This window comes from Methylomonas sp. 2BW1-5-20 (genome assembly GCF_052474515.1).
Genome location: NZ_CP184127.1, coordinates 4,255,490 through 4,268,686 on the forward strand (window position 1 = coordinate 4,255,490; position 13,197 = coordinate 4,268,686).

The 13,197-nt window shown below is 55.1% G+C and carries 12 protein-coding genes, 1 other RNA gene and 1 riboswitch; of the genes, 5 read left to right on the forward strand and 8 right to left on the reverse strand.

Going from position 1 to position 13,197, the window contains the following annotated elements:
• The first annotated feature begins 157 nt into the window (after nt 1-157).
• Both ACH50O_RS19690 and ACH50O_RS19695 read left to right on the forward strand, forming a co-directional pair.
• Nucleotides 158-1,027: a fumarylacetoacetate hydrolase family protein gene (locus ACH50O_RS19690; RefSeq protein ID WP_446809450.1), complete on the forward strand. Its 870-nt coding sequence runs from the start codon at nt 158-160 to the stop codon at nt 1,025-1,027.
• Nucleotides 1,028-1,106: 79 nt separating this feature from the next.
• Nucleotides 1,107-1,571, forward strand: a complete 465-nt coding sequence (locus ACH50O_RS19695) for a hypothetical protein (protein WP_446809451.1) — start codon at nt 1,107-1,109, stop codon at nt 1,569-1,571.
• A 26-nt stretch (nt 1,572-1,597) separates the two neighbouring features.
• On the opposite strand, the gene ACH50O_RS19700 is transcribed toward ACH50O_RS19695, so the two are convergent.
• Nucleotides 1,598-3,484: a potassium transporter Kup gene (locus ACH50O_RS19700; protein ID WP_446809452.1), complete on the reverse strand. Its 1,887-nt coding sequence runs from the start codon at nt 3,482-3,484 to the stop codon at nt 1,598-1,600.
• 245 nt (nt 3,485-3,729) lie between these two features.
• Between ACH50O_RS19700 and ACH50O_RS19705 the strand changes: the two genes are divergently transcribed.
• From ACH50O_RS19705 to ACH50O_RS19715, 3 genes are read left to right on the forward strand one after another with little or no spacing between them, the layout of a single operon-like run.
• Entirely contained in the window at nt 3,730-4,491 is a 762-nt protein-coding gene (locus ACH50O_RS19705; protein WP_446809453.1) for an energy transducer TonB, read from the forward strand.
• Between the two features lie 14 nt (nt 4,492-4,505).
• A complete protein-coding gene (locus tag ACH50O_RS19710; RefSeq protein WP_446809454.1) occupies nt 4,506-5,186 on the forward strand; it encodes a MotA/TolQ/ExbB proton channel family protein in 681 nt (226 codons plus the stop codon).
• A 4-nt stretch (nt 5,187-5,190) separates the two neighbouring features.
• Nucleotides 5,191-5,601 carry an ExbD/TolR family protein gene (locus ACH50O_RS19715; RefSeq protein WP_446809455.1) on the forward strand — a complete coding sequence of 137 codons (411 nt, stop codon included), beginning with the start codon at nt 5,191-5,193 and terminating at the stop codon, nt 5,599-5,601.
• 89 nt (nt 5,602-5,690) lie between these two features.
• On the opposite strand, the gene rimK is transcribed toward ACH50O_RS19715, so the two are convergent.
• The 7 genes from rimK to ACH50O_RS19750 form a co-directional block, all read right to left on the reverse strand.
• Nucleotides 5,691-6,581, reverse strand: coding sequence for a 30S ribosomal protein S6--L-glutamate ligase (gene rimK / locus ACH50O_RS19720; RefSeq protein WP_446809456.1), 891 nt, complete (start codon nt 6,579-6,581; stop codon nt 5,691-5,693).
• Nucleotides 6,582-6,599: 18 nt separating this feature from the next.
• A complete protein-coding gene (mtnC, locus tag ACH50O_RS19725) occupies nt 6,600-7,274 on the reverse strand; it encodes an acireductone synthase (RefSeq protein ID WP_446809457.1) in 675 nt (224 codons plus the stop codon).
• Entirely contained in the window at nt 7,271-7,828 is a 558-nt protein-coding gene (locus tag ACH50O_RS19730; protein ID WP_446809458.1) for a 1,2-dihydroxy-3-keto-5-methylthiopentene dioxygenase, read from the reverse strand. The genes mtnC and ACH50O_RS19730 overlap by 4 nt, the downstream gene beginning before the upstream one ends.
• A complete protein-coding gene (locus ACH50O_RS19735) occupies nt 7,825-8,451 on the reverse strand; it encodes a methylthioribulose 1-phosphate dehydratase (protein ID WP_446809459.1) in 627 nt (208 codons plus the stop codon). The genes ACH50O_RS19730 and ACH50O_RS19735 overlap by 4 nt, the downstream gene beginning before the upstream one ends.
• Before the next feature lie 33 nt (nt 8,452-8,484).
• Nucleotides 8,485-8,834, reverse strand: an RNA gene (gene rnpB / locus ACH50O_RS19740) — RNase P RNA component class A.
• Between the two features lie 111 nt (nt 8,835-8,945).
• Nucleotides 8,946-10,049 carry a ribonucleotide-diphosphate reductase subunit beta gene (locus tag ACH50O_RS19745; RefSeq protein WP_446809460.1) on the reverse strand — a complete coding sequence of 368 codons (1,104 nt, stop codon included), beginning with the start codon at nt 10,047-10,049 and terminating at the stop codon, nt 8,946-8,948.
• A complete protein-coding gene (locus ACH50O_RS19750) occupies nt 10,046-12,838 on the reverse strand; it encodes a ribonucleoside-diphosphate reductase subunit alpha (RefSeq protein WP_446809461.1) in 2,793 nt (930 codons plus the stop codon). Before ACH50O_RS19750 ends, ACH50O_RS19745 begins: the two co-directional genes overlap by 4 nt.
• A gap of 115 nt (nt 12,839-12,953) precedes the next feature.
• Nucleotides 12,954-13,171, reverse strand: a riboswitch (cobalamin riboswitch).
• Nucleotides 13,172-13,197: the final 26 nt, after the last annotated feature.

Consider the following 13,197-nt stretch of genomic DNA (forward strand, 5'->3'; position numbering starts at 1 on the left):
GAAAATTGCCTGTGGCTTCAGGCCATGGCTTTTTAAGAATGAGCGTCCAATAACTGGACACTGCTTAGAAATAAGACGTCTAGTTCGCCGGTGTTGCCGGTCGATACCGACGCTGGGATACAATGCCGGTTTTGTTTGGTTTACGAGAAAATTCGCAATGAAACTGCTGAGCTTTAAACACAACGGTCAAAATCAAATCGGCGCGCTGCTTGGCGAGCAAATCGTCCTGGCTGGCGCGGAGTTGCCTGGCAATATGCTCGATTTTCTGGCGGCCGGAGCACCGGCAAGACAAGCGCTGCAAAAGCTGATCGATGCCGACGGCAAGCGTATGCCCTTGAGTGATGTACAACTGCTGGCGCCGATTCCGCGTCCCGGCAAGTTGCTGGGCGTGGGTTTAAATTACGCCGATCACATCGGTGAAACGGGTATGGAAAAGCCGGAATATCCGACTTTTTTCACCAAGCAAAGCACTTGCGTTATCGCCAATGGCGAAGCGATTCACGTGCCGCCCGTATCCGACAAAGTCGACTACGAAGGCGAATTGGCTTTCGTGATTGGCAAGCGCTGTAAACATGTGCCGGTCGAACAGGCGCATGAAGTCATAGCTGCTTATACGATTTGTAACGATGTCACCGTGCGCGACTGGCAGCAGCGTACGCAGACCTGGACCCTGGGCAAGTCTTTTGATACCCATGGTCCGCTGGGCCCGTGGCTGGTCACCGCCGACGAAATCGCCGATCCACACAATCTAAGCCTAAAAACCTGGGTGGACGATGAGTTGCGGCAAAACGGCAACACCAGCGAGATGATTTTTAATTGTTACGAATTGATTGCGTATCTGACGCAAGTGATGACCTTGGAGCCGGGCGATGTGATCAGTACCGGTACGCCGGCCGGGGTGGGGGTGAAGATGAAGCCGCGCGGCTATCTAAAACCGGGGCAGACCGTGCGCATCGAGATCCAAGGCATCGGCACATTAAGTAATCCGGTGATTGTGGAACCGGAACATTTTTTGGTTGACGGCTGACTTTAAGCATCGATTAAGTCTGCCTCGGATATGCTAAGCCCAACTTCACATTAGAGGGCCAACCAGCCAAGAGGCAGTCATGAAAACCATACAAGTCGCCATTATCTCCATCGCCGCTTTAACCCTGTCGGGTTGCGCGACCGGCTATTATCAGCGTGACTATGTAGGTTACGGCAGCGGCTATTCGTCGCCCAGCTACTATCAAAGCTATGGAAGTAGTTATGCCAGCCCGAGCACCAGTATTACCTATGGTCGGTACTATGTGCAGCCGAGTTATCGTCCCGAGCCCCGCCATGAAGAGCATCACGACTGGCGTGTGCCCGCGCAGCAATTTGATCGCCATGATGGTGGACACGGCGGTTGGCAAAACCGGGAGATGGCTCCGCGGGAGTTTAGGCATGAGCAGCATGCCGGGCAATCACCACGCCAGGAACATGCCATGCCGGAGCAGCACCAAGGACATGGTTTCGGTGGGCACGGCAACGGTGATGATCATCAAAGGCATGGCGGCTGGGGCGGCCGTCACGATAGGCGCGGGGAGTAGAAACGCCGCGAAAACCGGCCGGATGCTTACAATTCGATACGAATCCCCAGTTCGATCACGCGATCGACGGGGATTTTGAAGTACTCTATAGCACTGCTGGAGTTATGCGTTAAAAAGCTGAACAAAGAACGGCGCCATTTCGGCATCGGGCTTTTGCGGCGAAACGAGAGTTTTTCGCTGCCGATAAAGAACGACACGGTTTTTTGATCGATATTCAAACCCTCGTGGCAGCAGAGTTGCAGCGCGCGACGTACGTCCTGTTCTTCTTGGAAGCCGAAATACAGTTTTACCCGGTAAAAGTTGCCGCTATCGCCGAACATGCGGATTTTCACGCGATGGGCTTCCTCGACATAAGGTTCTTCCCGCGTCACGATGGTCAATACGATGAGTTTTTCGTGCATCACGTGGTTATGTTCCAGGTTATGCAGTAAAACTTGCGGTACGCCGTGTACGCTGCGGGCCATGTAAATTGCGGTGCCGGGTACGGTTACCAGCGGATGCTCTTTCAAGCGCTGTTCCAAGTCCTCGAACAGCACCCGCCTTTCGTCTAAATATCTGGCCAATAACTCCTTGCCCCTGATCCAGGTGGTCATGATCAAAAACAACACGGCGCCGACCACCAGCGGCAGCCAGCCGCCGTGAGGAATTTTCAGGCTGTTGGATGCCAGGAACATCAGGTCGATAATCAAAAATGTCGACAGGAATGTGATGCTGGTGGGTTTATTCCATTGCCATAGTGCCTGAATTACGATGAACGCCAGAACGGTATCGACGATCATGGTGCCGGTCACGGCGATACCGTAGGCCGACGCTAACGCCGACGAGGATCTGAAACTCAACACCAGAATGAATACCGATACCATCAACAGCCAGTTGACGGCCGGTACGTATACTTGGCCCATTTCGTCGCCGGAGGTATGCCGAACATTCATCCGTGGGCAGTAGCCAAGTTGAATGGCTTGCCGGGTTACGGAAAAAGCTCCGGAAATGACCGCTTGCGAGGCGATAACGGTGGACAGTGTGGCCAGGATCAGCAGCGGATAGGTCGCCCAATGCGGGGCCATCAGATAAAACGGGTTTTCGATGGCCTTGGGATTGCTCAACAGTAACGCGCCTTGCCCGAAATAATTCAGCAGCAAGGCCGGAAAGACGAAACTAAACCAGGCTCGCCGAATCGGCTTCAAGCCGAAATGCCCCATGTCGGCATATAGCGCTTCCGCGCCGGTTATGGCCAGCACCACGGCGCCCATGATCAAAAAGCCCTTCCAACCCAATTCAAATAATAAACTGAGCGCATAGTAGGGGTTCACGGCCATTAATACGTCCGGGTGTTGGACGATATTGGCGGCACCCAGGACGCCGAGCGTCGCAAACCAGAAACACATGATGGGTGCGAACATTCTGCCGACCTTGCCGGTGCCTCTGGTCTGGATGACAAACAAGACGCTAAGTACCACGATAGTAATCAGCAATACGTAGTGATCCAGACGCGGCGCGACGATATGTAAACCTTCCACCGCGCTGAGAACGGAAATCGCGGGGGTAATCATGCTGTCGCCGTAAAACAATGCCGCGCCCAGCAAACCGATGGTGACAATAAACTTTTTATGTTGCGGGTTGTCTTTAGAGCCCTGTAGCGCCAGAGCCATCAGCGCCATGATGCCGCCCTCGCCCTTATTGTCGGCACGCATGATGAAAATGGCGTATTTGGTGGTGACTACCAAGGTTATCGCCCAGAAAATCAAGGACAATACACCGAGTACATGCGTGGCGTCCGTGGGTAAGCCGCCGTGAAAAACTTCTTTGACCGCATACAATGGGCTGGTGCCGATGTCGCCGAACACCACGCCTATCGCGCTTAAAGCCAATGTATTGACTTGTCCCTGGGTCTGAGAAGATTGTTTTACGGACATATGGAAAAATCGGAAAGAAGCAAGACGGGAACGGAAATTATGCCATAGATTGTAATTCCGCCCGAAATCGTCGTGCCGGGGTGGGGATTTTCGTGGCTAAAACGTCTTAGTAAAGACAGGTTAGACAGAAGTGTTTGCTGTTGCGATAAGGCGTATTAATTTACAATGTCCGGCTAAATTCGGATCGCGCTTAATTTTGTGTTCAACAACTTAATATGTATTTATTTAACAACCACGAGGATGCTTTGCAAAATAATAAGTTGGCGTCATTCGGCGGTTCGGAGCAGTTAACGAAAAGCGGGCGAAGTGCATTATGGCAAATGCTGTTTGGGGAAGAGCAGCCCGCCAGCATGCTGAGATTGTTAACGATATTCGTGTTTCTGTTACATATTTGGGGTTTGCAGCAGATATTGAAACCCGAGGAAAAAGTCACGCCGGCCCAGCCATTGATGATGGAAGTGTCGATGATAGCGATGTCGGCGCCAAAACCCGCCGTGGCTCCGCCGCCGCCAGCACCGCCTCCGCCCGAGAAAAAACCGCCGCCGAAAAAGCCTCAGCCGAAACCGGTTCCTAAAAAAGCCCCTCCGATTGTGCAGAAAGCGCCTGAATATGCGCCGGTCGAACCCGTTTCCGAGCCGCAACCGACGCCGGTAACCGACACGGCTAGCAGCACGCCGGTGACGACTACGACGACCAGTACTACCGCGACTAACGCCGAACAGTTTACCGAAGCCAATTTTCGGGCCAATTACGCGCACAATCCGAAGCCGGAATATCCGATGATCGCCAAAAGCCGAGGTTGGCAAGGCAAGGTGATGTTGCGTGTGCAGGTATCGGCGGAAGGATTAAGCGATGCCGTGGCTGTCGAGACTAGTAGCGGCCATGAAATGCTTGACGAGTCGGCGGTGGACGCCGTCAAAAAATGGAAATTCATTCCGGCCAAGCGCGGCGAAACGCCGGTGGCCAGTTCGGTGATTGTGCCTATTATTTTTACTTTGCGTGAATAAAATCGGAGAGATTAATGCCCTACCATATAGCCCCGGACGCGGTTATCGACGCTACCCTTTACACACTGCTAGCGTTTTCGTTGATAACGTGGACTTTGATCTTTTTCAAAATATGGCAGTTCGCCAAGAATAATTATTACAACAAGCAATACAACACGGCGTTTTGGGACTCTACCGATTTAAAAGCCGCCGAACAATTGCCGGCCGAAACGGCTCGCGGCCCGCAAGCGCGTATTGCCGGTTGCGGCTTTGCCTGGCTGGCGGAGATGACGCATCCGGAAACTTGCACCGGCTTAAAGTTTCGTGGTTCGCCGCAGGATTTGTTGGAGCAAACCCTGCGTAAACAAACCCAGGAAGAACAAAAGCGCATGGAAAGCGGTTTGACAATGCTGGCCAGTATCGGCAGTACCGCGCCGTTTGTCGGTTTGTTCGGTACCGTGTTAGGAATCATGCATGCAATGCACGACATCAGTGCTAGCGGTTCCGCGAGTTTGGATGTGGTTGCCGGGCCCATTGGCGATGCATTAATTGCCACGGCCATCGGTATTGCCGTAGCGGTGCCGGCGGTGTTGGCCTATAATTTTTTCCAGCGCCGCGCCAAGCATCATCGGGCTTCGCTAGAAAATTTCGTCGACGGTTTTCTACATATTGCCTTCGGCGATTCAGTCGGTAATACCAGCAAAAACAAGGAGTAGATAAATGGGATTTAAGACAAACTCGGACGACGACGATGCTGTTAGCGAAATTAACGTAACGCCGCTAGTCGATGTGATGTTGGTGTTGGTGATTATCTTGTTGGTCACCGCGCCGTTGCTGACGCAGTCGGTAAACGTAGCCTTGCCGAAAACGGCCTCGACGACGCCGGATATGGAAAAACAGCCGATGCAACTGGGTATCGACGCCCAAGGCGGCGTCACCTTGAATAAAAATGCAATTGCCGACTTAACGGCGCTGGATACCACGCTACGAAACGAATTGGCCGGCAACCCCGAACTCATCATTCACATCTATGCCGATCAGGGCGTGAATTACGGTAAGGTCGCGGAAGTGATGGCCACCGTGCAACACGCCGGCATATCCAAGTTGGCGTTTGTCACGCTGGAAAAATAGATAAGATTGGCAGCGCATTTTGGCCGATAGGCCGGGGATAATTACACCGCTGCTTGTTAACTCAGATAACTAAATCCGGGGTCTCCGATTTACCCGGATTTATTTTTCCCTACGTTCTTCTCGATATATTCGATCATCAAGCCGGCAATATCCTTGCCGCTGGTCTTTTCTATACCTTCCAGGCCCGGCGAGGAATTGACTTCCATCACCAGCGGGCCGCGTTTCGAACGCAGCAAGTCGACGCCGCAGATATTCAAACCCATGATTTTGGCGGCTCGCACCGCGGTCGAACGCTCCGCCGGCGTTAGTCTAATTAAAGTGGCCGTGCCGCCGCGATGCAGATTGGAACGAAACTCGCCTTCGCGGCCTTGGCGTTTCATCGCCGCCACCACCTTGTCGCCGATGACAAAACAACGAATGTCGCTGCCGGCGGCCTCCTGAATGAATTCCTGCACCATAATATTGGCGTTCAGCCCCATAAACGCCTGAATTACGCTATGCGCGGCGTTATGGGTTTCCGCAAGTACCACGCCTATGCCTTGCGAGCCTTCCACCAACTTGATCACCAGCGGCGCGCCGCCGACTTCGGCGATTAGATCTTCGATATTGTCCGGATTATGCGCAAACGCGGTAATCGGCAGGTCGATACCTTTGCGGGCCAGCAATTGACTGGAAGCCAACTTGTCGCGGGAGCGGCTGATAGCCGCCGAATTATTTAAGGTAAATGTATTCATCACCTCGAACTGCCGCAATACCGCCGTGCCGTAAAAGGTAATCGACGCGCCGATTCTGGGAATTACCGCATCGTAACCGACCAGATTTTCGCCCATGTAATGGATTGACGGCTTCATCGAGGTGATGTTCATATAACAATGGGTCGGGTCCAACACCCTGGCTTCGTGACCGCGCGCCGTGGCGGCCTCCAGCAGACGCACACTGGAATACAGCGTGGCGTCGCGGGACAGTATCGCGATCTTCATCTCCGGTTCAAACCGCGCTTAAAGATGGATGCCGTCAAAATCGCTGACCTGAACATGTGCGGCGCCGGCATCCGGTTTTTGCTCGCGTATTAGCCAGCAGGTAGCTAGGCCGGCCAGGCGGGCGGCGTCCAATTCTTCCTTTATGTCCGATAGAAACAGAATTTGCTCGGCCGGCAAGCCAAGTTCGGCGGCGATGCGCCGGTACGATTCGCTTTCGCGTTTTGCGCCGATATGCGTATCGAAATAGCCGGAAAACAAGGGCGTCAAATCGCCGAAATCGCTGTGACCGAACAACAGCTTTTGCGCCTGCACCGAGCCCGACGAGTACACATAGAGTTTGTAGCCCTGACCATGCCAGGCACGCAGATTGCGTTCGGCATCCGGGTAAACGTGACCGGTAAAATCGCCGTTACGATAGCCTTCCAGCCAAATCAAGCCCTGCAAGGATTTCAACGGCGTGATTTTTTGATCGGTATCGATCCACTGGATGAATTGCGCTATTACGGCTTCGTCATTCGGTTCGCCGCCGGCAATTTGCTTGGCCTCGGCCAACAATTGCCGGATCTCGGCTTGGGTTTGACGGCTTCTGACGAAATCCGGTAAATGAGCGCGCGCATACGGAAACAACACATCCTTCACGAACGATAGCGACGAGGTGGTGCCCTCGATATCGGTGACGATGGCTTTGATCATAACGCGGCCAAATATTGGTCTAGCGTCGGAAAGCTATCGGCAATCGGATTGCCGGTAAATTCCGCTACCCAGCCGTCTTCGGTGGTGAACAAACGGATGCATTTAAACGCCGGATTTTCGCCCATATCGAACCAATGCGTGGTATTGGCCGGTACGCTGATCAGATCGCCCTGTTCGCACAGCACAGCATAGACTTGATCGTCGACGTGCAGGTAAAAAAGGCCGCGGCCTTCCACAAAGAAGCGTACTTCGAAATCGCTGTGGGTATGCTCGGCTAAAAACTTTTGCCGCAATGCCTCTTTATTGGGATGGTCGGCGTTCAAACTGATCACATCCACAGACTGAAAGCCGAATTGTTGTTTCAGTTTGTCTATCGAGCTTTGATAAGCCTTTAAAACCGCGTCGGCATCGTCGCTTGCCGAGAATTCACAATCGGCTTGCCAGCGTTCAAATTGCACGCCGATGTTATGCAACTGCCCGGCGATGCTTTCAATATCGCGAAAGGTATTGCCGTTTTGAGGTTGGTTGGCAGGGTAGAGGGTTAGTGCGCTCATAGTCGTGTTACTCCATGTAGTCGAATTTCAACATCAAATAAAAATTCCAATGCTTCCAGATGGCGCAAGGCATCGTCAACCGACGCGCCCCAGGTATAAAAACCATGGCCGGCGATAATATAACCGTAAACGTCGCGGTCGTGGCGATCCAGATAGTTCTCGACTTTGGCCGCCAGTCGGGGAATATCCTGATCGTTGCCGAAAATGGGAATGGAAATGCGGGTTTCGTGGGTGTTGATGCCGGCAAAGGCTTTGAGCAGTTCGTAATCCTTTAATACGATCTCATGCTTGAACAGCCGCGCCGTCAGCGTGGCATTGATCGAATGCGGATGCAGCACCGCCTGAGCATCCGGGAAGCGCTGGTAAATCGAGGTATGCAGCAAAGTTTCCGCCGACGGCTTCTTACCGTCCAGTGAATTGCCTTTGCTGTCAATCAACATGATGTCGTCGGCTTGTAAGCGGCCTTTATGCCGGCCGGATACGGTGATGGCTATATTGCCGTCGCTGAGCTTGGCCGAGAAATTGCCGCTGGTAGCCGGCACCCAACCCTTGCTGTCTATGAAGCGGCCGGCGGCAATCAATTGATCTGCCTTGCGGAAAAATTCGTCGGTCTTTAAGGTCATGGAATGTTTTGCGGATTGCAAAAGAAAAAGAAGAGAAAGAGTTGGCCTGTAAGCCGGGTTCTGTCGTGAACAGCCATTCATCTAGGCGCTTGGTCACCCAAGCGCTCAAGCAATCTACCCAGGAGCAACGCGGGCCACGCCAATGCTCCTCTATTTGATCTTGCTCCGGGTGGGGTTTACCCTGCCACACCTGTTACCAGTTGCGCGGTGCGCTCTTACCGCACCATTTCACCCTTACCCGACCGTTGCCGGCCAGGCGGTATATTTTCTGCGGCACTTTCCGTAGGCTCGCGCCTCCCAGGCATTACCTGGCACCCTGCCCTATGGAGCCCGGACTTTCCTCCCTTTTATTTGCATAAAACGGCGACTGTTCGGCCAACTCTGTGGGCGATTATACAGGCAATGCCGAAAAATAGGGTACTCGACTACCGCGAAACGATATAGGCACCGAATGCGGTGTATCGGTTTAAGTCGGGGCAGCGACGATCCGCCTGCTATTCCCAAACCAAAGCGCCACCGGTCTGATATTCGATAACCCGCGTTTCGAAGAAGTTTTTCTCCTTGCGTAGATTGGCCTGTTCGTCCAGCCACGGCAGCACGTTGGCCGCGCCGGGGAAGGGTTCGGAGAGGCCTATTTGCCGGGCCCGGCGGTTGGCGACGTAGCGGAATTGCTCTAAATGCAAGCCGGCGTTGTAGCCCAGTATCGGCTCGCGCAGGATATAGCCGGCATAGGCAGCTTCGGCGGCTTCGGCTTCGTCCCACATTTGCCGTAGCGCTTGCGGGTTTAGCGTCAGATTTTCCTCATCCAACAATTGCCGCACCACGCGCACGCCGAACGCGCAATGCAGCACTTCGTCGCGCATGATGTATTGCAACTGCTCGGCGGCGCCTTTCATCAAGCCGCGCCGCTGCAACGCAAACACCGGGCTGAAACCGTTGTAAAACCAGCAACCCTCGAACACGGCGGCGAAGAACAGATAAGCCATCGCAAATTCGTGCAGCGCGTCGCGGTCGGTCAAGGGCCGGCCGGATTGCAGCACGCCATGCAAGCGGCGGTTGGCTAAAGCGATCTTGCCGTGAATTTCCGGCACCACCCGGTAACGGTTGTAAATCTCACGCTGATCGATACCCAGAGTTTCAATGCAATGCTGGTAGGTCCAGGTGTGCAGGGCTTCTTCATAGACTTGCCGGGCCTGATAGATTTGCAATTCCGGCGCGCTCATTTTCTCCATCACCGCCAAGCCGATATTGCGCATCGCCAGGATGTCGGAGGTGGTCAGATAGGCCAGCACATTTTCGAATACATGGCGTTCGGCCGGCGTCAGTTTATGCTGGTAGTCGTGTACATCCTGCGCCATCGAGATTTCCAGTGGCGTCCAGTGATTGCGGTTGGCGTTCAGGAAAAACGACCAGGCCCACGGGTATTTGAACGGCGCCAGTTGATTGATGTCGGCCTGGCCGTTGACCACCCGTTTTTGTTCGGGATCGATGGGCTGCGGCGTACCATCGCCCGCCGTAGCCGTTTTTGCCGACGTTGCCTGGATTTCAAGCGCTGCTGGCGCCACATCCCAATCGTCAAAGCTTAATGTCGATTTCATTGGCAAGCCTCGCAATCCGGATCGGTAATTGAACAAGCCTTGGGCGCCGTCTCGTCGGCACCGGCTTTTTCCATCGAGGTGGCGCCCAAGGTGCGCAGGTAATAGGTGGTTTTCAAGCCCAGTTGCCAGGCCAACCGGTACAACTGGTCCAGTTTGCCGCCGGTCGGTGCGGCGACATACAGATTCAGCGCTTGCGACTGGTCTATCCATTTTTGCCGGCGGGCGGCGGCTTCGACCAACCATTCCGGCTCGATTTCGAAGGCCGTGGCATAGCGGGCTTTAATCGCGGCGGGCACCCGCTCGATGGCGGCCAACGAGCCGTCGAAGTATTTCAAATCTGCGACCATCACTTCGTCCCACAAATCCAACGCCTTCAACTCGCGCACCAGCGCAGTGTTGACCACGGTGAATTCGCCGGACAGATTGGATTTGACGTACAGGTTTTGATACACCGGTTCGATGGACGCCGACACGCCGATGATGTTGGCAATGGTCGCGGTTGGCGCAATCGCCACGCAGTTGGAATTGCGCATGCCGACCTTACAAATGCGCTCGCGTAGTGCGTTCCAGTCCAGCCGGCCGGCCGTGACCACGCCCAACTCGCCGCGCGTTTCGTTCAAGCGTTCCAGCGTGTCCGGCGGCAACAAACCTTGCTGCCACAAGCTGCCGGCAAAGCTGGTGTAGCTGCCGCGTTGCTCGGCCAGATCGGCCGAGGCTTGGTAAGCGTGGTAACACAGCAATTCGGCCGAATAGTCGGCAAACTCCACGGCTTCCCGGCTGGCATAAGCGATACCCAATTGGTGCAGGCAATCGGCGAACCCCATCATGCCCAGTCCGACCGGGCGGTGGCGCAGGTTGGCGTTGCGGGCTTTAACCGTGGCGTAGAAATTGATGTCGATGACGTTGTCCAGCATGCGCATCGCGGTTGCGATGGTGCGTTGCAATTTGTCGGCGTCCAACTGCCAAACCCCGTTGTGTTCGGCCAGATGCGCGGCCAGATTCACCGAGCCCAAATTGCAGACCGCGGTTTCATCGTTAGAGGTGTTCAGCGTGATTTCGGTGCACAGATTGGAGCTGTGAATCACCCCTGCATGCTGCTGCGGCGAACGCAGATTGCAGGCGTCCTTGAAGGTAATCCACGGATGGCCGGTTTCGAACAGCATGGTCAGCATCTTGCGCCAAAGCTGCACCGCGCCGATGCGCTTGCATAACTTGATCTCCCCGCGCACGGCCTTGGCTTCGTAAGCTTGATAAGTCTCGGCGAAGGCAGCGCCGTAAAGATCGTGCAAGTCCGGCACGTCGACCGGCGAAAACAAGGTCCAGTCGCCGTTGCCTTGCACCCGCTGCATAAAAAGGTCCGATACCCAGGCGGCGGTGTTCATGTCATGCGTGCGGCGGCGCTCGTCGCCGGTGTTTTTGCGCAGTTCCAGAAATTCTTCAAAATCCAGATGCCAGTTTTCCAGGTAGGCACAGACCGCTCCCTTGCGCTTGCCGCCCTGGTTGACCGCGACGGCGGTGTCGTTGACCACCTTTAAAAACGGAATCACGCCCTGGCTGTGGCCATTGGTGCCTTTGATACGGCTGCCTAGCGCCCGTACCGGGGTCCAGTCGTTGCCCAGGCCGCCGGCGTATTTTTGCAACAGCGCGTTTTCCTTGATGCTTTGGTAAATGCCGTCCAGATCGTCGGATACCGTGGTCAGATAGCACGAGGACAGTTGGGAATGGCGAGTGCCGCTGTTAAATAAGGTCGGCGTCGAACACATAAAGTCGAAGCTGGATAGCAGGCGGTAAAACTCGATAGCGCGCGCTTCACGGTCGATCTCGTTTAGGGCCAAGCCCATCGCTACCCGCATGAAAAAGCACTGCGGCAGTTCGATGCGGCGACCGTTGAGGTGCAGGAAATAGCGGTCGTACAGGGTTTGCAGACCCAGGTAATCGAATTGCAGATCGCGTTCAGCCTGCAAGGCCAAGCCCAGTTGTTCCAGATTGAACTCGGCCAGCCGTGGATCGAGCAACTCGGCGGCGATACCGGCGGCGATGAAGTCGGCAAAGCAGCCGGCGTAGCGTTCGCCCATGTCGGTTTGGGTCAAGGTCAAGCCGGTTGCTTCCAGGCGCAGATTGCTTAACAGCAAGCGCGCGGCGACCTTGCCGTAGCCAGGTTCGGTTTCGATCAAAGTGCGGGCGGCTAATACCAAGGCTTGGCGCACCGCCGCCAGCGGCATGCCGTCGTAGAGATTGGGCAGGGTTTCGGTCCAAACCCGTTCGGCATCGACGCCGGCCAAATCGGCACAGGCCTCGCGGCACAGTGCGACGAATGCGGCGCTATCCAGCGGCCGGCGTTGACCGTGATCATCCACCTGTAAAGTAGGCGTGGTATTGTCGATTGCGAGCCGGGCCGCGCGCTGCTCGGCGTGTTTTTCCCGGTAGAGTACATAAGCGCGCGCCACGTCGTGGGCCCCGGAACGCATCAGAGCTAGCTCCACTTGGTCCTGAATATCTTCGATGTGCACCGTGCCGCCGCCGGGCAAGCGCCGCGTCAAGGCCTCCACCACTTTGGCGGTAAGTTGTGCAACCTGATCGCGGGTACGCGCCGAATTGACGCTGAGCCGGCCCTCGACCGCGAGAAAGGCTTTGGTAATGGCGATGGCGATTTTTTCCGGCTGAAAGGCGGCCACGGAACGGTTGCGGCGTATGACTTCCAAGCCGCTAGCCGGCGGATACGATGGCGCATGTTTAAGGGGTGCGGCGGGGTCGGGATAAAAATTGGCGGGTTGAGCGGCGGTATCCATGTGTTTCTCCACGAAGGGAGCAGGGGCATGAAGCTGCAACGGCAGACGCAAAACGGGAAACCAAGAGCCCGGGCCGCAATACTTGCCATCGTCCTCGGAGACACCCCGCTCCCGGTTGATAAAAGTTTCGAGGGCAGGTCTCCTGGCTTTCGGGTCGCCGCTTAGGTTCGGCCTTCCCGGACTCGCGTCCAGTGGCACGGGGTGAACCTAAACTCGCCGATTACAGTTGCGGGGGCAGCTCCGGCTTTCCGGCGAGCATGCGAAAAACGCAAAATCGCCGACCGGATTCCCTTTTAATCCCCTTCGGGGGGAACCGTCTCGAGCAGGGAGTTTAGGCGGGGTAAAGTGATCTGTCAAGG

Bases quoted from the DNA above. Each gene is read 5' to 3' on its own strand.
- ACH50O_RS19690 (WP_446809450.1), top strand. From the start codon at position 158: ATGAAACTGCTGAGCTTTAAACACAACGGTCAAAATCAAATCGGCGCG.
- rimK (WP_446809456.1), bottom strand. From the start codon at position 6,581: ATGAAGATCGCGATACTGTCCCGCGACGCCACGCTGTATTCCAGTGTG.
- ACH50O_RS19710 (WP_446809454.1), top strand. From the start codon at position 4,506: ATGCCCTACCATATAGCCCCGGACGCGGTTATCGACGCTACCCTTTAC.
- ACH50O_RS19715 (WP_446809455.1), top strand. From the start codon at position 5,191: ATGGGATTTAAGACAAACTCGGACGACGACGATGCTGTTAGCGAAATT.
- ACH50O_RS19735 (WP_446809459.1), bottom strand. From the start codon at position 8,451: ATGACCTTAAAGACCGACGAATTTTTCCGCAAGGCAGATCAATTGATT.
- ACH50O_RS19700 (WP_446809452.1), bottom strand. From the start codon at position 3,484: ATGTCCGTAAAACAATCTTCTCAGACCCAGGGACAAGTCAATACATTG.
- ACH50O_RS19730 (WP_446809458.1), bottom strand. From the start codon at position 7,828: ATGAGCGCACTAACCCTCTACCCTGCCAACCAACCTCAAAACGGCAAT.
- ACH50O_RS19695 (WP_446809451.1), top strand. From the start codon at position 1,107: ATGAAAACCATACAAGTCGCCATTATCTCCATCGCCGCTTTAACCCTG.
- ACH50O_RS19750 (WP_446809461.1), bottom strand. From the start codon at position 12,838: ATGGATACCGCCGCTCAACCCGCCAATTTTTATCCCGACCCCGCCGCA.
- mtnC (WP_446809457.1), bottom strand. From the start codon at position 7,274: ATGATCAAAGCCATCGTCACCGATATCGAGGGCACCACCTCGTCGCTA.
- ACH50O_RS19745 (WP_446809460.1), bottom strand. From the start codon at position 10,049: ATGAAATCGACATTAAGCTTTGACGATTGGGATGTGGCGCCAGCAGCG.